This window comes from Tenacibaculum sp. SM2510 (assembly GCF_057002845.1).
In genome coordinates, this window is record NZ_CP192703.1 from 2,208,209 (window position 1) to 2,227,003 (window position 18,795).

Annotated in this window: 14 protein-coding genes; 8 read left to right on the forward strand and 6 right to left on the reverse strand. The window is 33.5% G+C overall.

Going from position 1 to position 18,795, the window contains the following annotated elements; translation table 11 throughout:
• Positions 1-13 precede the first annotated feature (13 nt).
• From ACQ629_RS09890 to ACQ629_RS09905, 4 genes are all read right to left on the reverse strand, one after another.
• On the reverse strand, positions 14-2,560 hold the full coding sequence (locus ACQ629_RS09890) for a sodium-translocating pyrophosphatase (RefSeq protein WP_483704593.1): 2,547 nt from the start codon (positions 2,558-2,560) through the stop codon (positions 14-16).
• A gap of 119 nt (positions 2,561-2,679) precedes the next feature.
• On the reverse strand, positions 2,680-3,207 hold the full coding sequence (locus ACQ629_RS09895; protein WP_275315439.1) for an inorganic diphosphatase: 528 nt from the start codon (positions 3,205-3,207) through the stop codon (positions 2,680-2,682).
• A gap of 103 nt (positions 3,208-3,310) precedes the next feature.
• Positions 3,311-5,869 carry a DUF5686 and carboxypeptidase-like regulatory domain-containing protein gene (locus ACQ629_RS09900; RefSeq protein WP_483704595.1) on the reverse strand — a complete coding sequence of 853 codons (2,559 nt, stop codon included), beginning with the start codon at positions 5,867-5,869 and terminating at the stop codon, positions 3,311-3,313.
• A 45-nt stretch (positions 5,870-5,914) separates the two neighbouring features.
• Positions 5,915-6,898 carry a pyruvate dehydrogenase complex E1 component subunit beta gene (locus ACQ629_RS09905; protein ID WP_218772143.1) on the reverse strand — a complete coding sequence of 328 codons (984 nt, stop codon included), beginning with the start codon at positions 6,896-6,898 and terminating at the stop codon, positions 5,915-5,917.
• A gap of 215 nt (positions 6,899-7,113) precedes the next feature.
• Between ACQ629_RS09905 and ACQ629_RS09910 the strand changes: the two genes are divergently transcribed.
• The 8 genes from ACQ629_RS09910 to gldA all read left to right on the forward strand — a co-directional run bounded on the left by ACQ629_RS09910 (position 7,114) and on the right by gldA (position 14,065).
• Positions 7,114-7,854, forward strand: coding sequence for an electron transfer flavoprotein subunit beta/FixA family protein (locus ACQ629_RS09910; protein ID WP_483704597.1), 741 nt, complete (start codon positions 7,114-7,116; stop codon positions 7,852-7,854).
• 94 nt (positions 7,855-7,948) lie between these two features.
• Positions 7,949-8,902, forward strand: coding sequence for an electron transfer flavoprotein subunit alpha/FixB family protein (locus ACQ629_RS09915; protein WP_483704599.1), 954 nt, complete (start codon positions 7,949-7,951; stop codon positions 8,900-8,902).
• Positions 8,903-9,043: 141 nt separating this feature from the next.
• Complete coding sequence (locus ACQ629_RS09920) at positions 9,044-9,652, forward strand: bifunctional nuclease family protein (RefSeq protein ID WP_483704601.1); 609 nt, start codon at positions 9,044-9,046, stop codon at positions 9,650-9,652.
• A 13-nt stretch (positions 9,653-9,665) separates the two neighbouring features.
• Positions 9,666-11,384: a NupC/NupG family nucleoside CNT transporter gene (locus ACQ629_RS09925; RefSeq protein WP_483704603.1), complete on the forward strand. Its 1,719-nt coding sequence runs from the start codon at positions 9,666-9,668 to the stop codon at positions 11,382-11,384.
• A gap of 110 nt (positions 11,385-11,494) precedes the next feature.
• Positions 11,495-12,319 (forward strand): thymidylate synthase, encoded by an 825-nt coding sequence (locus ACQ629_RS09930; RefSeq protein WP_483704605.1) that lies wholly within the window; start codon positions 11,495-11,497, stop codon positions 12,317-12,319.
• A gap of 62 nt (positions 12,320-12,381) precedes the next feature.
• Complete coding sequence (locus ACQ629_RS09935) at positions 12,382-12,567, forward strand: hypothetical protein (protein ID WP_483704607.1); 186 nt, start codon at positions 12,382-12,384, stop codon at positions 12,565-12,567.
• 20 nt (positions 12,568-12,587) lie between these two features.
• Positions 12,588-13,076: a dihydrofolate reductase gene (locus ACQ629_RS09940; RefSeq protein WP_483704609.1), complete on the forward strand. Its 489-nt coding sequence runs from the start codon at positions 12,588-12,590 to the stop codon at positions 13,074-13,076.
• Positions 13,077-13,171: 95 nt separating this feature from the next.
• A complete protein-coding gene (gene gldA / locus ACQ629_RS09945; protein WP_483704611.1) occupies positions 13,172-14,065 on the forward strand; it encodes a gliding motility-associated ABC transporter ATP-binding subunit GldA in 894 nt (297 codons plus the stop codon).
• On the opposite strand, the gene ACQ629_RS09950 is transcribed toward gldA, so the two are convergent.
• Both ACQ629_RS09950 and dnaE read right to left on the reverse strand, forming a co-directional pair.
• The gene (locus ACQ629_RS09950) at positions 14,058-14,414 is read right to left on the reverse strand and encodes a hypothetical protein (protein ID WP_483704613.1); all 357 of its coding nucleotides are present in this window, start codon (positions 14,412-14,414) and stop codon (positions 14,058-14,060) included. The two genes, gldA and ACQ629_RS09950, sit on opposite strands and share 8 nt — an antisense overlap.
• Positions 14,415-14,416: 2 nt before the next feature.
• A complete protein-coding gene (dnaE, locus tag ACQ629_RS09955) occupies positions 14,417-18,790 on the reverse strand; it encodes a DNA polymerase III subunit alpha (RefSeq protein ID WP_483704615.1) in 4,374 nt (1,457 codons plus the stop codon).
• Between the last annotated feature and the right edge of the window lie 5 nt (positions 18,791-18,795).

An 18,795-nucleotide genomic window follows, 5' to 3' on the forward strand; every position in this document is an offset into this window, starting at 1 on the left:
TATAGTTGTTAAATTATTTTATTTCTTCAATATCAACTTTTATTTCTTTGAGGGTTTTATTGCCTTCTTCTGTGGCGTTGATATTAATTTTATCTCCGCTATCTTCAAAAGCTTTTATTTTCTTTTTTACTTTTTCTAAAGTTCCTTCTATAACTTCTTCTTCTTTTCTAATTTCTTCTCCGTTTCCAGTAGTAGTTGTAATTATTGTAGCTTTTGCAGTTCCGTCAGCATTTTTGCTAATAGCTACTTTAATAATTTTATTGATTTTATTTTTAATGACGGTTGTTTTGCCGTCGTCATTAGTATAAATACCATTATTGAGTTCAACTCTAACCGTTTCACCATTTTTTGTCATGGTAATGTTTTCAGAAAGAGAATTTGCATCAATATTATGGCCGCCTAAAATAGGAGCAATTACCAATCCAATTAAACAGGTAAGTTTGATTAAAATATTCATTGATGGACCAGAAGTATCTTTAAAAGGATCACCCACCGTATCTCCGGTTACAGCGGCCTTGTGAGCATCAGAACCTTTGTAAGTCATTTCTCCGTTGATTTCTACACCAGCTTCAAAAGATTTCTTAGCATTGTCCCAAGCGCCACCAGCATTGTTCTGAAAGATTGCCCAGAGCACACCAGAAACTGTAACACCCGCCATATAGCCACCTAGCATTTCGGCAATTGCTAAATTATTCATTCCGAATAGCATTGGGACAAAGGCAATAATTAAAGGAAATCCGATTGTTAACAATCCTGGTAACATCATTTCTCTTAAAGAAGCTTCTGTCGAAATCGCGACACATTTATCGTATTCTGGTTTCCCAGTACCTTCCATTATCCCTGGAATATCTTTAAACTGACGCCTTACTTCTTGTACCATTTCCATGGCTGCTTTACCAACAGCATTCATCGCTAAAGCAGAAAAAACTACAGGAACCATTCCTCCCACAAATAACATAGCTAAAACAGGTGCTTTAAAAATATTAATTCCGTCTATTCCTGTAAACGTTACATAGGCAGCAAATAAAGCTAATGATGTTAATGCCGCAGAAGCAATTGCGAAACCTTTACCTGTTGCGGCAGTTGTATTACCTACGGCATCTAAAATATCTGTGCGTTCTCTAACGATCGGTTCTTGTTCGCTCATTTCTGCAATTCCACCTGCATTGTCTGCAATTGGTCCGAAAGCATCAATGGCTAATTGCATAGCGGTAGTTGCCATCATTGCAGATGCCGCTAATGCTACTCCGTAAAATCCTGCTAAAGCATACGATGACCAAATTGCGGCAGCAAATAATAAAACAGAAGGAAATGTAGAAATCATACCAGTTGCTAAACCGGCAATAATATTTGTTCCGGCGCCCGTAGAAGATTGTTGTACTATTTTTAAAATAGGAGATTTTCCTAAGCCTGTATAATATTCGGTTACTGAAGAAATAACAGCACCAACAACCAAACCAACCAATGTTGCGTAAAATACTCTCATTGATGAGATATTTTGTAAACCTTCACCAAAGAATTCCATTTGCATGTTTTCAGGAAGCATCCATTTACATAAAACAAAACAAGCGATTGCTACTAGAGCAATAGAAACCCAGTTACCTAAGTTTAAGGCGCTCATTACTTGAGATTCTTTAGCATCATTACTTTTAATTTTTACCAACATGGTTCCGATCATCGAAATTATAATTCCGATACCCGCAATTGCCATTGGTAATAATATAGGTCCAATTCCGCCAAAGGCATCAGAAATACTTCCGCCCATATCTTTAATAACATAATTTCCTAAAACCATTGCTGCTAAAACAGTTGCAACATATGAACCGAATAAATCTGCTCCCATACCGGCAACATCACCTACATTATCACCTACATTATCAGCTATTGTAGCAGGGTTACGTGGGTCATCTTCAGGAATACCAGCTTCAACTTTACCTACTAAATCGGCACCAACATCGGCAGCTTTTGTATAGATTCCTCCACCAACACGGGCAAATAGTGCAATGCTTTCTGCACCTAAAGAGAATCCAGCTAGGGTTTCAAGAACAATAGTCATATCCATCGTGTTTGTCCAAACACCTCCCATAAAGAAATAGAAGAAAGCAATAAAAAATGTGGTTAATCCTAAAACAGCTAATCCGGCAACGCCGAGTCCCATTACAGTTCCACCTCCAAAAGATACTCTTAAAGCATTAGGTAAACTTGTTTTTGCAGCTTGCGTAGTTCTTACATTTGTTTTGGTTGCTATTTTCATTCCCATGTTTCCTGCGAAAGCAGAAAAAATAGCACCACAGATAAATGCGATTACAATTAAATAACTTGTTGTTGGAACAAAGTAGGCTACAATCGCCAGTAAAACACTAACGATAATTACAAAAATTGTTAATAGCTTGTATTCTGCATTTAAGAAAGCTAAAGCGCCTTCATAAATATGGTCAGAAATTTCTTTCATTTTTCCATCTCCAGCATCTTGTGTCATTACCCATTTTTTCTTAATGAGCATGTAAAGTAATCCTATTACAGCAGCTGCAATTGGCATCCAAATCATTATTGATTCCATATAATTTATGTTTTGATTAGTTAATTGATGTTCGTAAATATAACTAAATCAGCGACTAAACAAAAAACCTCTCAGAATATTCTGAGAGGTTTTTGATAATTTATATAGAAATTTACTGATTAAATAGTAAAATCTCCGTTTGCTTTATGCTCGCTGTTTTCGTAACGTTCAATACACTTATCTAAGATTTCATAAGCTTCGTTTGCGTCTCCCCAACCACCTACATCTACTTTTTTCTTTTCTAAATCTTTATAAACTTGAAAAAAGTGAGTAATTTCTTTAACTTGGTGAGGGTTCATATCTTTTAAGTCGTTTAATTGACTCCAGATAGGATCAGAAACAGGAACACAAATAATTTTTTCATCTTGTCCTTTTTCATCTGCCATATGGAAAACACCGATTGGTTTTACTTCCATAACACACATAGGAAAAGTTGGCTCAGCTCCTAAAACTAATACATCTAATGGATCGTTATCTAAAGCTAAAGTTTCTGGAATGAAACCGTAATCTCCAGGGTACATCATTGATGAAAATAACATTCTATCGAAACGAATCTTTCCTAAGTCAAAATCGTATTCGTATTTATTTCTACTTCCTTTTGGTATTTCAATTAAAACATCTACTGTTTTTCTTTCTTTTGCAGTCATATTATCTTGCTTTTCTTTGTTTCTAAAAATCGGTTTGCAAAAGTAATAATTTATTAGTGTTTTTTAACAAAAAAGAACTATTATTTTATTGTTAAACTAATGATTATAAGCCCGGTTTAACTCCTATGCGTATTGCAAACTTCGGTGTTGGTGGTGCAAATGAGCCTGTAGGAGGTTTGTAGTTGCTCCTCCAAATAGCATCTATACGAAAAAAACGCAAGTTACCATACCCAATATTTTCAAGACCAACACTGTATTCGTAATACAGTTTATTAGGAGTGTTGTAGTTAATGTTTGCAGCACCACTACTATTTACTAAACCATCATTAATAGCTCTATTTTCTTTTGAGATTGTTCCATATGCAGCTCGAAATGTAACCAAACTACGTAGCTTGAGTTTTTTTAGTAAAGGAACTCTGTTTAAGATAAAGCCATTAAAATGTTGCTCGAAATGTGTAGCTAAATAAGAATCAGTAACAAAATCATAATAATTCAATAAAGCAAATGTGTTTTTTGTTAATGATAATGTTTGGTTTGCTGGTATTACGTTTAATAAACCTATTGGTAATGTACCAAATGTTTTTCCTGCTTCTAGAGTGGCATCTAAAATACCAAATTTACTTAAAAGAATAGGGTGGTTGTATTTAAATTGTAATTTATCGTAGGTATGTGACCCGTTAAAAACTCCTTTATATCCTCTGCGGTAATTTAAGACTAAAGTCGGAAAAATATTACGCCCGAAACGTCTTTCAACTCCAAGGCCATATACAAATCTACCAGGGGTATAAGAAATATAAAGGTCAGAAGCAACATCAGTTATTCTAGATTTAATGTTTCCGCTTTCATCACGATAGTCCATCGAGAAATCTTTAGGAGATGCAGATTTTATAGTTGCGTGTGAAAAATTAACACCTATATGTAAGTTGGTTTTAATTTGATAATCGAAATTAGTAGCAATTTTTTCAACTTTAGATAAAAAGAAGTTGTCACCTCTAGAAAATAAAGCATCGGTACCAAAAGAAGAACCTAAGAGTTGGGTGGTGTTCAATAAAACGCTTCCTAATTGTTCTATGTCTTTTTGATATGCTAATCCAACTGCTATTCTTGGCTTGTATGATAATAAATAACGACCTTCTAAACCGTATTTAAATCCTTTGTCTTTAAAGCCATAAGCTAAGTGACCACTCAAACGAAAACGATCGTCTTTAGATTTAAAGGTTCTAAAGCCGACTTTGGTCCTGAAGCCTTCTACTTGATTGTTAGCGAAAATTGTCCAAAATGGACCTAATTGAATTCCTGCAGGGGTATTTATAAACCCACTAGCCACAGTGTTTATTAAACCAGTTATGTTTTTAATTTGTTTTTTTTCTTTTACTACTTTTATGAAGTTATATGTTGAATTACTCTCTTCATTTTGTTTTCCTTTCCAATAAGAGTCTTCTTTTTTGTATTGATCTGGCCTTATTTTTACAATCTCTTGTGTGTAAAAATCTTTAGCAAGTGGTTTGTCTAATATATAGTTGTTATAAAGAATTGTTTTTTTGATTGTTAATCCTTTATTGTTTTCATTTTTGTCAATAAACGTAAAATCACCTACATAGGCATTTTTGGTAGGTATGTATATACTATCGTTTCTTAGTTCAAATTCTTTTTCAAATGATAAGTCCCTAACAAAATTTAAGTTGATACTTTTATGGACCTTCATTTTTATTTTTTCGATAGAAAATGTTTTGTCTGACACCCAAAAGTTTCCTTGAAAGGCTAGGTCACCATCTCTGATAGGAAAAAAGTATATGTTGTACGTTTTTTTGTTGTTTTTAACGATACTGTCATAAAGTACATAATCATAGGTTGCAAAACCATCGCTAGATAAAGGGCTAATAAAAGACTTTGTTAATAAAGTAATGTTGTTTTTAAACACATCAACATCTTGAAATGTATTTGACATTTTATCAAAAACAAAACCTTTGGTTCCTATTCCTTCAGCCTTTTCAGCTTCAATATCTTCTCTAACATTATCGTTTTTATTATCTCCGTATATATTTGCTATTTCTTCGTTTAGGTAAATAGGTACGTAGTAGTTAACTCCATCGCTATCATACTTTACGTTGTCTATTGTTTCTTTATATTGATCTTTAAAAATGTTTTTTAAGAAAACAGTATCTAGGTTATTAAGCCCTAATTCAATAGTAGATTGTCTTTTGTATTGATAATAATTAACTAAATCAAGTCCATTTTTCCTCTTTCTTTTCCAAATTTCTTTTAAAACTCTATATGCCGGATTCTCTTTCTTTTTTAAGCGTTTTTTTGGTTTTGAAACAATTACCACTTCTTCTAATTCATTACCTTCTTCTTTTAGAACAATTTTTAAAAACTTAGTTTTTTTATTAACTTTTAAAATTTGCGTTTGAAAACCGATAAAAGAAACGTTTAAGGTGCCTCTAAATTTTTTTGTTTTTAAAAAAAATGTACCATCATCATTTGTTACAGTTCCGTATGCTGTATTTTTTAAAAACACATTAACAAAAGGCATCGGGTTATTAAATTCATCGACAACTTTACCCTTTAATGTGAGTTGAGCATATAAGGAGCTGGTAATGAGTAATAGTAGAATTAGTAGCGAATTTTTCATTTTTTTATTACTGCAAAATCCTTTTGACATTTGTCAAAAGGATTTTTTGTTTCTTTTCAATTTTCTATTTTTCTATTACTTGTTAAGATATAAAACATCTTTAACTGCTTTTACAACATCACTAGCATTAGGTAGCCACTCAGCTAATAAAACTGGTGAATACGGTGCTGGTGTATCAGCAGTTGTAATTCTTTTTATAGGAGCATCTAAATAATCAAAAGCTTCATCTTGTACTCTAAAAGTAATTTCTGAAGAGACACTACCAAATGGCCATGCTTCTTCAAGTATTACTAATCTGTTTGTTTTCTTTACGGATTTTAAAATTGTATTATGATCCATAGGACGAACAGTACGTAAGTCGATAATTTCAACAGAAATTCCTTCTTTAGCTAATTCATCAGCAGCTTTGTATGCTTCTTTAATAATTTTACCAAAAGAAACGACCGTTACATCTGTACCTTCTCTTTTAATATCTGCCACTCCAATAGGAATTATATATTCACCTTCTGGAACTTCCATTTTGTCACCATACATTTGTTCAGATTCCATAAAAATTACAGGGTCATCATCACGAATTGCTGCTTTTAATAAACCTTTTGCATCATAAGGATTAGAAGGTACAATAACCTTTAAACCAGGTGTGTTGGCAAACCAGTTTTCAAAAGCTTGTGAGTGTGTAGCTCCTAATTGACCAGCAGAGCCTGTTGGGCCACGAAAAACAATAGGACAATTAAGTTGTCCACCACTCATTTGACGAATTTTGGCAGCATTGTTAATAATTTGATCAATACCAACTAAAGAGAAATTAAAAGTCATGTATTCAACAATAGGGCGATTTCCATTCATTGCAGATCCAACCGCAATACCACCAAAACCTAATTCAGCAATAGGAGTGTCAATAACTCTTTTCTCACCAAACTCATCTAGCATCCCTTTTGAAGCCTTATAAGCTCCATTATATTCAGCTACTTCTTCACCCATTAAGTAAATGCTTTCATCTCTTCGCATTTCTTCACTCATAGCTTCGCAAATAGCCTCTCTAAATTGTATTGTTTTCATACGTTATATTAGTAGTTGTTTATCAAGATTGCAAAAATAATAAAAATACAAATAAGAAATAGGTTTTTAACTTAAACAAATGATTGCTTACATTTATAGGGTTCTATTGTTAATTAAGAGAGGTAAGCTAAAATATTTATTATGCATGCATAGTAAATTGCAAAAAAAGATGTAACTTCGTGGTTCAAAATTAAGTTTCTTAAAAACAACAATATATGAAAATATTAGTTTGTATCAGTCACGTTCCTGATACTACTTCGAAAATCAACTTTACAGACAACGATACAAAGTTTGATACTAATGGAGTTCAATATGTTATAAATCCTTATGATGAGTTTAGCTTAACTCGCGCAATGTGGTTTAAAGAAAAGCAAGGAGCTACCGTAACTGTTGTAAATGTTGGAGGAGCTTCAACAGAGCCAACTTTGCGTAAAGCCTTAGCTATTGGTGCAGATGATGCAATTCGTATAAACGCAGAGCCAACCGATGGCTTTATGGTGGCTAAAGAATTAGCAGCTGTTGTTAAAAGCGGTGGTTACGATTTAGTATTAGCAGGTAAAGAGTCAGCAGATTATAATGGTCAAATGGTGCCAGGAATGTTAGCCTCATTGGTAGATTTTAACTTTGTGAATGCTTGTGTTGGTGCTGAAGTAGATGGAATAAATGTGTCTTTAAGCAGAGAGATTGATGGAGGTGAAGAGAAAGTGTCTTCAACTTTACCAATAGTAATTGCGGGGCAAAAAGGGTTAGTAGAAGAAAAAGATTTACGTATACCAAATATGCGTGGAATTATGATGGCTCGTAAAAAGCCTTTAGCTGTATTAGAATCAACAGGTGTTGCTGCAAGTACTGCGACTCAAAATTTCGAGAAGCCTTTAGCAAAAGGAGCTGTAAAGTTAGTTGATACTGTTGATGAATTAATCGACTTGTTACACAACGAAGCAAAAGCAATTTAAAAGTAAGATTTAAAACCACGTTGTTGCGAATAAAGTGAGGTAGTTTGTTTTGAAAATTACTTTTCTCGTGAGAATATAAAAAAAACATAAAAATATGTCTGTATTAGTTTTTGCCGATTCATCGGAAGGAAAATTTAAAAAAACTGCTTTTGAAGTAGTTTCATACGGAAAAAAAGTAGCAGAACAATTAGGAAGCGATATGTTGGTGTTAACGATCAACGGAGGAGATGCTTCTGAATTATATGCATACGGAGCAGAAAAAGTAATTGAAGTAAAGAATGACTTAGCATCTTTTAATGCAAAAGCATACGCTTCAGTTATTAAGCAAGTAGCAGAATCAAAATCAGCAAATACAGTAATCATAGATTCTAGTATTGATGGTTTTACAGTTGCGCCTTTAGTAGCTGTTGCTTTGGAGGCAGGTTATGCCTCTAACGTTGTAGCTTTACCAAGTAGTGTGAGTCCGTTTGTAGTAAAAAGAAAAGCTTTTTCAAATAAAGGATTTAACAATACTGAAATTTCAACAGAGAACAAAGTAGTTGGAGTAGCAAAGAACTCATACGGAGCTCACGAAAATGCAGTAAGTGGATCAACAGAAAGTTTTGACGCTACTTTGCCAGAACTAGGAGTGAAATCAGAAAGTATTAGTAAAGCTAGTGGTACAGTAACTATTGCAGATGCTGATATCGTAGTTTCTGCTGGTCGTGGTATGAAAGGACCTGAGAACTGGGGAATGATTGAAGAGTTAGCTACTGTTTTAGGTGCTGCAACAGCATGTTCTAAGCCAGTATCTGATTTAGGATGGCGCCCTCACAGTGAACACGTAGGGCAAACTGGTAAGCCAGTAGCCTCAAACTTATATATTGCCATTGGTATTTCTGGTGCAATTCAGCATTTAGCAGGTATTAATGCATCAAAAGTAAAAGTGGTTATTAATACAGACCCAGAAGCTCCTTTCTTTAAGGCCGCAGATTACGGTATTGTAGGTGATGCTTTTGAGGTTGTACCTCAGTTGGTGGAAAAGTTAAAAGCGTTTAAACAAGCATAATTTTGTTGGGCAAATTTTCTTTTTGTAGAAATTAGAGGTCAACTCATAATTTTTAGTAAATTGTGCCCACTTAAGAAGGCTGTCTAAATTTGAAGCGTAGAGCCTAAAATTAGACAGCTTTTTGTTATTTTATAATTGTACATGAGTTTAATAAAACTAACTATTAAAGGGATTTCGTATAGCCAAACTCAAAGTGGAGCTTATGCATTAGTGTTAAGTGAAATGGATGGTACAAGAACCCTACCTATTATTATTGGAGCATTTGAAGCGCAATCTATAGCAATCGCTTTAGAGAAAGAAATACGCCCACCAAGACCACTTACGCACGATTTATTTAAGACATTCTCAGATAAATTTTCGATCAAAGTAACCCAGGTTATTATACATAAATTGATTGATGGTGTTTTTTATTCTAGTTTGATATGTGAAAGAGAAGGTATAGAAGAAGTTATAGATACCCGTACTTCTGATGCAATAGCATTAGCAGTACGTTTTCAAGCGCCTATTTTTACGTACGAGAATATTTTAGATAAAGCAGGTGTTTATTTAAAATTAGATGAAGAGTTAATTATTGAAGAAGATTTAGAGTCTGACGGAATAGAGTTCTCTTTAGAAGAAGAGTTTGAAGAGGAAAAGGGATATACGCATTTATCATTACAAGAATTACACGAACAACTTAATGAAGCTGTTGCAAATGAAGACTATGAGTTGGCAGCAGAAATTCGCGACGAAATAAGCAAGCGTTCTTAATAAAATATATAAAATGAAGAAATTATGTACTCTCATAATGCTTTGTGCATCAATACTAACTTTTGGTCAAAGCATAGAGAAAAAGTGGAATTTTTCATCGATTACTACTACTGATGGTAATTCGGTAGTAGCCATAAATCCATCAGATGTATTAAATCTAACTAGAGGTAATTTCAATTACTCTATAGTAGCTAAAGATAGCTTACAAACAGCAGGAAACTATATTCATCAGAATAATTTATTAATCCTTAATCATAAACAGCCTATTGATACAGTTCGCTACTATAATGTAGTTGAATTAACAGAAGAATCATTAGTGTTAGCAGAAAAGGATGTGTTATATAATTTTACATCTGGCCAAAACACGGTTTTTATAGCAAGTAAAGTTCAAGAAGATGCCGAGATATCTGAAGCGATTATACCTAGTAAAGGTTTTTCTGCTCAAAGTTTACTGCGTGGTGCTCTGGGAATGATTTCATTGTTAATTATTGCATTTTTATTTAGCGCGAATAGAAAAGGAATCGATTGGAAAACAGTAGGTTTAGGTTTGGCCTTTCAGTTGGTTATAGCTGTAGGTGTTTTAAAAATACCTATTGTACAAAGTGCCTTTGAAATAGTTGGAGGTTTATTTGTAAGTGTGTTAGATTTTACGCGAGCAGGAAGTGAATTTCTATTTAGCGGGTTGGTATCAGATATGAGTTCGTTTGGATTTATATTTGCTTTTCAAGTATTACCAACCATTATTTTCTTTTCAGCATTAACATCATTGTTATTTTACCTTGGTTTAATTCAAAAAGTAGTAAAAGCCTTAGCTTGGCTTTTAACTAAAACGTTAAAAATATCTGGAGCAGAAAGTTTGTCTGTTGCAGGAAATATATTTTTAGGTCAAACAGAAGCTCCTTTATTAATTAAGGCATATTTAGAAAAAATGAACCGATCAGAAATACTGTTAGTAATGATTGGGGGTATGGCAACGGTAGCCGGAGCTGTTTTAGCAGCTTATATTGGATTTTTAGGGGGAGAAGATGAAGGGTTGCGATTGTTGTATGCAAAACATTTGTTAGCAGCATCGGTAATGGCAGCACCAGGTGCTATAATTATTTCTAAAATTTTGTACCCACAAACAGAAAAAGTAAATACAGAAGTACAGGTATCATCAGATAAGATAGGTTCAAATATATTAGATGCTATAGCCAATGGAACAACTGAAGGTTTACAATTAGCAATGAATGTAGCAGCGATGTTATTAGTATTTATTGCTTTTATTGCAATGATAAACGGGATTTTAGGTTGGGTAGGAGATGTTACAGCCCTAAACACTTGGATGGCAGAAAACACAAGTTATGCTAAGTTTTCTTTAGAAGCAATTTTAGGATATGTTTTTGCGCCTTTAATGTGGTTGATAGGGGTAGCAAAAGAAGATATGGCTTTAATGGGGCAGTTGTTAGGAATTAAATTAGCAGCAAGTGAATTTGTTGGCTACATTCAGTTAGCTGAACTTAAAAATATAGCAAACGCAACACATTTAACGTATAATAAATCAATTATTATGGCAACTTATATGCTTTGCGGATTTGCAAATTTTGCATCAATCGGTATTCAAATTGGGGGTATTGGTTCATTAGCACCAGGACAACGTAAAACATTATCAGAATTTGGAATGAAAGCTTTAATTGGAGGAACAATAGCTTCTTTAATGTCAGCAACAATTGCAGGTATGATTATTGGGTAGCGAGTCGCTACTAACAATTTAAAAAGTTAATAACTTATTAATATAAATTTGAAAAGCTTCAGCATTAAATGTTGAAGCTTTTTTATTTTTACAGAAATCAAAAGTAGAAGATGAAGCAATATCTAGATTTAGTAAAACACGTTTTAGAAAACGGTAACGAGAAAGGTGATAGAACAGGAACAGGAACAAAAAGTGTTTTTGGTCATCAAATGAGATTTGATTTAAATGAAGGTTTTCCGATGGTAACCACTAAGAAGTTACATTTAAAATCGATTATATATGAGTTGCTTTGGTTTATAAAAGGAGATACAAATATTAAGTATTTACAAGAAAACGGCGTTAAAATATGGAATTCGTGGGCTGATGAAAACGGCGATTTAGGACCTGTTTATGGTCATCAATGGCGTAATTGGAATAGTGATGAAATAGATCAATTAAAAGATGTTATTGAGACACTAAAAACGAATCCAAACAGTCGCAGAATGTTAGTTTCTGCTTGGAATCCTTCTGTAATGCCAGATACATCAAAATCATTTTCTGAAAACGTTGCTAACGATAAAGCAGCTTTACCACCGTGTCATGCATTTTTTCAGTTTTATGTAGCAGACGGAAAATTATCTTGTCAGTTATACCAACGAAGTGCCGATATATTTTTAGGTGTTCCGTTTAACATCGCTTCATATGCTTTATTTACGATGATGATAGCTCAGGTTTGTGGTTATGAAGCAGGGGAGTTTATTCATACTTTTGGTGATGCACATATTTATAACAATCATATAGCGCAATTAGAATTGCAATTGTCTCGTGATACACGTACACTACCAAAGATGAAAATGAATCCAGAAATTAAAAATATTGAAGATTTTACTTTTGAAGATTTTGAGTTGGTAGATTATAATCCGCATCCACATATTAAAGGTGTTGTAGCAGTGTAATTTAACATTATTTTATGTAAATTCTTTACTAGCTTTGTAATAAGAACCTAAAAAGAAATAAAATGACTACAAATGTTGATGTTTTAAAAGATTCCCTCTATGATAAAATAGCTGATATTAATGATGAAAAAGTTTTAGAAGCAATTAAAACCTTAGTAGATAATATAAAAACAGATGTTTTAGGTGAAGCTATTACAAGAAAAAGAGACTTAACAAGTTATATTAAAGAATGGGTAAAAAGTGTATAGCCATTCATTAAATACTATTTATGATTACAATAATTGCTGCAATAGCCAATAATAATGCTTTAGGAAAAGATAACGATTTAATTTGGCACCTTCCTGCTGATTTAAAACGGTTTAAAAAAATTACCTCAGGACATCATATTTTAATGGGACGTAATACTTTTGAAAGTATTGGAAAACCATTGCCAAATCGCACATCAGTAATCATAACTAGAAATAATGACTATTTTAAAGATGGATGTTTGGTGGCGAATTCAATTGAAGAAGCGATTGATATGTCAAAAGCAGCTTCGGATGTTTTTATAATTGGTGGAGCCCAAATTTATAAACAAGCAATCGAAAAAGGGTTGGTTGATCAATTAGATATTACCATTGTTCATCACGATTTTGAAGCGGATGTTTTCTTTCCAATAATTGACTTAGACGTTTGGAAAGAAGTATCTCGAGAGGATTGTAAAGCAGATGAGAAAAATAAATACGATTATAGTTTCGTTTCTTATAAGAGAGTGTAATTAATCCCGTCATTGCGAGGAACGAAGCAATCTGTTAGCTATAAGATTACTTCAGCTTTTTCGCAGCAACATTTTTTTAAAAGATCAACCAAAATATGTCAATACAACTTACTTCTATATCTAAAGTTTACGGAACACAAAAAGCAGTCAATGACATTTCTTTTGAAGCCGAAAAAGGAGAAATAGTTGGGTTTTTAGGTCCAAACGGAGCCGGAAAATCTACCACTATGAAAATCTTAACCGGATTTATTCAGCCAAGTGAAGGAGCTGTTTTTGTAAGCGGAATAGACGTTGTTAAAAATCCAATTGAAGCACAGAAAAAAATAGGATACTTACCCGAACATAATCCGTTGTATTTAGATATGTATGTACGCGAGTATTTACAATTTCAAGCAGCAATTTATAAAGTTGAAAAAACAAGTATCGCTGAGGTAATCGAGAAAGTAGGATTAACGATTGAATCACATAAAAAAATAGGGCAACTCTCAAAAGGATACCGTCAAAGAGTGGGTTTAGCTGCAGCTATTTTACACGACCCAGAAGTGTTAATTTTAGATGAGCCAACCACAGGATTAGATCCGAATCAATTAGTAGAAATTCGTGAGTTGATTAAAGAATTGGGGAAGAATAAAACAGTTTTATTATCTACTCACATTATGCAAGAGGTAGAGGCAGTTTGCGATCGTGTAATTATTATAAATAAAGGAGAGTTGGTTATTGATAAACCAATTACTGAACTTAAAACAAGCAAGGAACAAACAATTAAAGTAACGTTTGATTATAAGTTAGAAGAGCAATTTATACAGCGTTTACCGAATCTTACTCACTATAAAAATACGGTAGAAAATAACTGGATACTTACTTTTGAAACGACGGAAGATATGCGTCCAGTAATTTTTGATTTTGCGCAAGAAAACGGTTTAAAGATACTTGGCTTAAATACTGAAAACAAAAATTTAGAAAGTTTATTTAGAGAGTTGACTAATTAGAATAATTAGCTCGAAACCATACTTTTTTCCAAACTCTTTTTAATATTAAAAAGACAATACTTTCGGTATAGGTGTCAATATTTGATGCTTCTTTTTTATAAGTCATTACTTCAGGAATATCAACAATATATAAAAGGTTTTTATAGCTGTTTAAATCCGTCAGAATTAAATGTTTTATTACTTTTCTTAACTCATCTTTTAATGTAGCTGGAGTGCTGTTTTTAGTTAAAATAATTGCTAAATTAGCTAAGCTAAAATCTTTATTTAGCTGAGTAATTAAGTTTGCGTACAATTTTTCATTAACTGCGTTTACTAATAAAGCATCACTGTTAAGATGTTTAGGAAACATTTTTAATTTAATTTATAATTAATATGTTGCTCATCCAATAACTTTAAAAATTCATTAGAAATTTTAATTTTAGTATTTCTGCTTGGTAAATTCAGCTCTATTTTTTCTTCGGTGTCCCAAATAGTAAAATGTAAATTTTGGGTTCCTCTATTAGTCGCAAATAAATGTTGTAAATCTTTAATTCTGTTCTCTTTTACATCCTGTAAAGGCATCTTTATGGTTATTTTTTTACACATTTTATCCATAATGTCATGAAGTAACAAGAACTCGTTAAAACTAACTCTAGGTTCTCCTTTTACACCTTCTTTATTTGTCCAGCCTGGTTTTACCATTGTTTTTACAAACAAGAAAGAGTTGGGTACCAAAAAGTGTTTAAATCGAAGGTATTCTTCGCCAAAAATTCTAAACTCGAAATTCTCACTATAATCCTCAATAAAAAATGTAGCCCAACCTTTTCCTGCTTTTGATATACGGTGTTGTACGTCGGTTACAATACCACCGAAAGACAATGCCATACCTTCGTATTTAGGTAAATCGTTGTAATGCGATAGTGCAGCGTTGCAAAATTTTAATTCGTTTTTAAAATCATCTAACGGATGCGCAGAAATATAAATACCGACCACTTCTTTTTCTTTACCTAGTAGTTCCATAGTTGCCCAAGTATCACAAGTAGGAATAATTGGTTCTGGCATTTCTTCTTCAGAAGCTCCACCAAATAAGGAAACTTGAGAAGAATTCTGATTTTCTTGGTATTTGTTACCAAAACGCAATGCTTTTTCTATAAATTTTTGATTCTTTTCATCCTCTACAAAATATTGAGCTCTGTGGGTATTTGTAAAAGAATCAAAACCACCAGCTAAAATTAAACCTTCAAAAGCTTTTTTATTTGCTACACGTAAATCAACTCGTTTAGCAAGGTCGAAAACAGAAGAAAAGTGACCATTCTCTTCACGTTCATTAATAATTGATTTTACGGCAAGGCCACCAACACCTTTAATTGCTGCCATTCCGAAACGGATTGCTCCTTCTTTATTTACTGAGAATTTAGAAAAAGATTCATTTACATCAGGACCTAAAACGGTAATTCCGGCACGTTTACATTCTTCCATAAAAAACGAAACCGATTTAATATCGTTCATGTTATTCGAAAGCACAGCCGCCATATATTCTGCAGGATAATGCGCTTTTAAATACGCAGTTTGATAAGCAATCCAAGCATAACAAGTAGAGTGTGACTTGTTAAAGGCGTAGGATGCGAATGCTTCCCAATCTGTCCAAATTTTCTCTAATTTTTTAGCATCATGGCCGTTTGCACTTGCTTGTGCAACAAACTTAGGTTTCATTTTATCAAGAACCGCAATTTGTTTTTTACCCATTGCCTTACGTAAAACATCGGCTTCACCTTTGGTAAAATCAGCTAATTTTTGCGACAGTAACATTACCTGCTCTTGGTATACTGTAATTCCGTATGTTTCGGATAGGTATTCTTCCATCGCTGGTAAATCGTATTCAATTTCTTCATCCCCGTGTTTTCTTCGGATAAAAGAAGGAATATATTCCATTGGTCCTGGACGATACAAGGCATTCATGGCAATTAAATCTTCAAAAACGGTAGGTTTTAAAGATCTCATGTGTTTTTGCATTCCCGGAGATTCATATTGAAAAATACCAACAGTTTCTCCTCTTTGGAAAAGCTCATAGGTTTTTACATCATCTAACGGAAAATTTTCAGGGTCTAAAAGAATGTCATGTCGTGCTTTTACAATTTTAACGGTATCCTTAATTAAGGTTAGCGTTTTTAATCCCAAGAAATCCATTTTTAGTAAACCAGCATCTTCAACAACCGAGTTGTCGAACTGAGTTACGTACATGTCTGAATCTTTGGCAAGCGCAACGGGCACGAATTTGGTAATATCATCAGGTGTAATAATTACACCACAGGCGTGAATACCAGTGTTACGAACAGAACCTTCTAGAATTCGAGCTTTATTAATGGTTTCTGCCATTAAATCAGATCCGTTAGAAAGTCTTTTTAGTTCGTTTACCAACTCTATTTCTTCGGTTCTAAGTTTCTCTTTTAGTTGTTTTTCATCCAAAGAAAATATTTTCTTCAGTTTCATTCCGGGAATTAGCTTGGCAATTCTATCGGCCTCAAAAAGTGGTAAATCTAATACACGCGCGGTATCCCTAATCGAGGATTTTGCCGCCATGGTTCCGTAGGTAATAATTTGTGCTACTTGATTAGCACCGTATTTATTAATTACATAATCCATTACACGACCACGCCCTTCATCATCAAAATCAATATCAATATCGGGCATTGATACACGTTCGGGATTTAAGAAACGCTCAAAAAGCAAATCGTATTTAATAGGGTCTATATTGGTAATCCATAAACAGTAGGCAACTACCGATCCAGCTGCAGAACCACGTCCTGGCCCTACGGCAACATCCATGTTTCTCGCTTCGCGGATAAAATCTTCAACAATTAAGAAATATCCAGGATATCCTGTTTTCTCAATAACTGATAATTCAAAATCTAAACGTTCTTTAATGCTTTCGGTAATTTCACCGTATCGTTTTTTGGCACCTACATAGGTTAGGTGACGTAAAAAATTATTTTCACCTCTTTTTCCTTTGTCTTCCTCATCTTTAGTGTCTTTAAATTCATCAGGAATATCAAAAGCAGGTAATAAAACATCACGCGCTAAAGTATAAGGTTCTATTTTATCTACAATTTCCTGAATGTTTATAATTGCTTCTGGAAGATCAGCAAATAAAGTTTTCATCTCTTCGGATGATTTAAAGTAGTACTCGTCGTTTGGTAAACCATAACGATAACCACGTCCTCTTCCTTTAGGAGTTGCTTGTTTTTCTCCATCTTTTACACACAGTAAAATATCGTGTGCATTTGCATCTTCTTTACTTAAATAAAAAGTGTTGTTTGAGGCAACTATTTTTACGTTATGCTTTTTAGAAAACTTTAAAAGTGTTTCATTAACAACTTTTTCATCTTCTTGATTATGGCGCATTAATTCAATATACAAATCCTCGCCAAATTGCTCTTTCCACCAAAGTAATGCTTCTTCAGCTTGTGCTTCACCAACGTTTAATATTTTACTTGGTACCTCACCATACAAACTACCTGTAAGTACAATAATGTCTTCTTTATATTGTTCTACTACTTTTTTATCAATTCTTGGGATGTAATAAAAACCATCAACAAAAGCAATAGATGACATTTTTGCTAAGTTGTGATATCCTTTTTTATTTTTAGCTAATAAAACAACTTGATAACCGTTATCTTTCTGGCTTTTATTAGTGTGATCATTACAAATATTAAATTCACAACCAACAATTGGTTTTAAAGGTTGTTGCGTAGGTTCTTCTCCTTTTTCTATTGCTTCAATATTAGCCGAATCAACAGCCTTGTTGTGATTTAAAACGGCTTGTACAAAATGAAAAGCAGCCATCATATTACCAGTATCGGTCATTGCTACTGCCGACATGTTGTCTTTTGCAGCAGCATTTACAATAGCACCAATTTGTATGGTAGATTGTAAAACAGAATATTGTGTGTGATTATGAAGGTGTGCAAATTGGCTGTCTTTTAACTCAGCTAAGCCTTCATTGGTACTTATTGTTGTTGTTTCGCCTTTAGCTTTTTCAATTCTAGCGCGAATTTTTTCACTTTCTCTTTTAAGATTTAAGTGATTTAATCCTATGATTTGAGTAACGCTCGGGTTGTTTTGAGTGTAACGATCAAAAAAATCATCAGTAACCTGAAGTTGTTCTTTGGTAAATTGGCGTAAGCGAATTAATTCTAAAAAACATCGTGTTGTTGCTTCTACATCGGCAGTTGCGTTGTGGGCATCTCCGAAACCATCACCAAATAAATGCTGGTGTAATTCGGTTAATGTTGGTAATTTAAATTTACCACCACGGCCACCAGGTATCTGGCACATTTTTGCAGTGTGCTCTGTACAGGTATCTAATATTGGCAGTTTTGTTAAATTATTATCAACACCTAAACGATGGAATTCACATCCCATAATATTAATGTCGAAAGCAAGATTTTGCCCAACTATAAATTTTGTTTTACTTAAAGCTTCATTAAATAAAGCTAAACCTTCAGAAAGTTCAATTCCTTGTTCTTGCGCTAAATCGGTAGAAATACCATGAATTCTCTCAGCATCATACGGAATATTAAATCCGTCAGGTTTGATAAGGAAATCATTATGCTCAATTAAATTACCTAATTCATCATGTAATTGCCAAGCAATTTGTGTCGCTCTAGGCCAATTATTTGTATCGGTAATAGGAGCGTTCCAACTTTTAGGTAATCCGGTAGTTTCAGTATCAAAAATTAAATACATCTAGA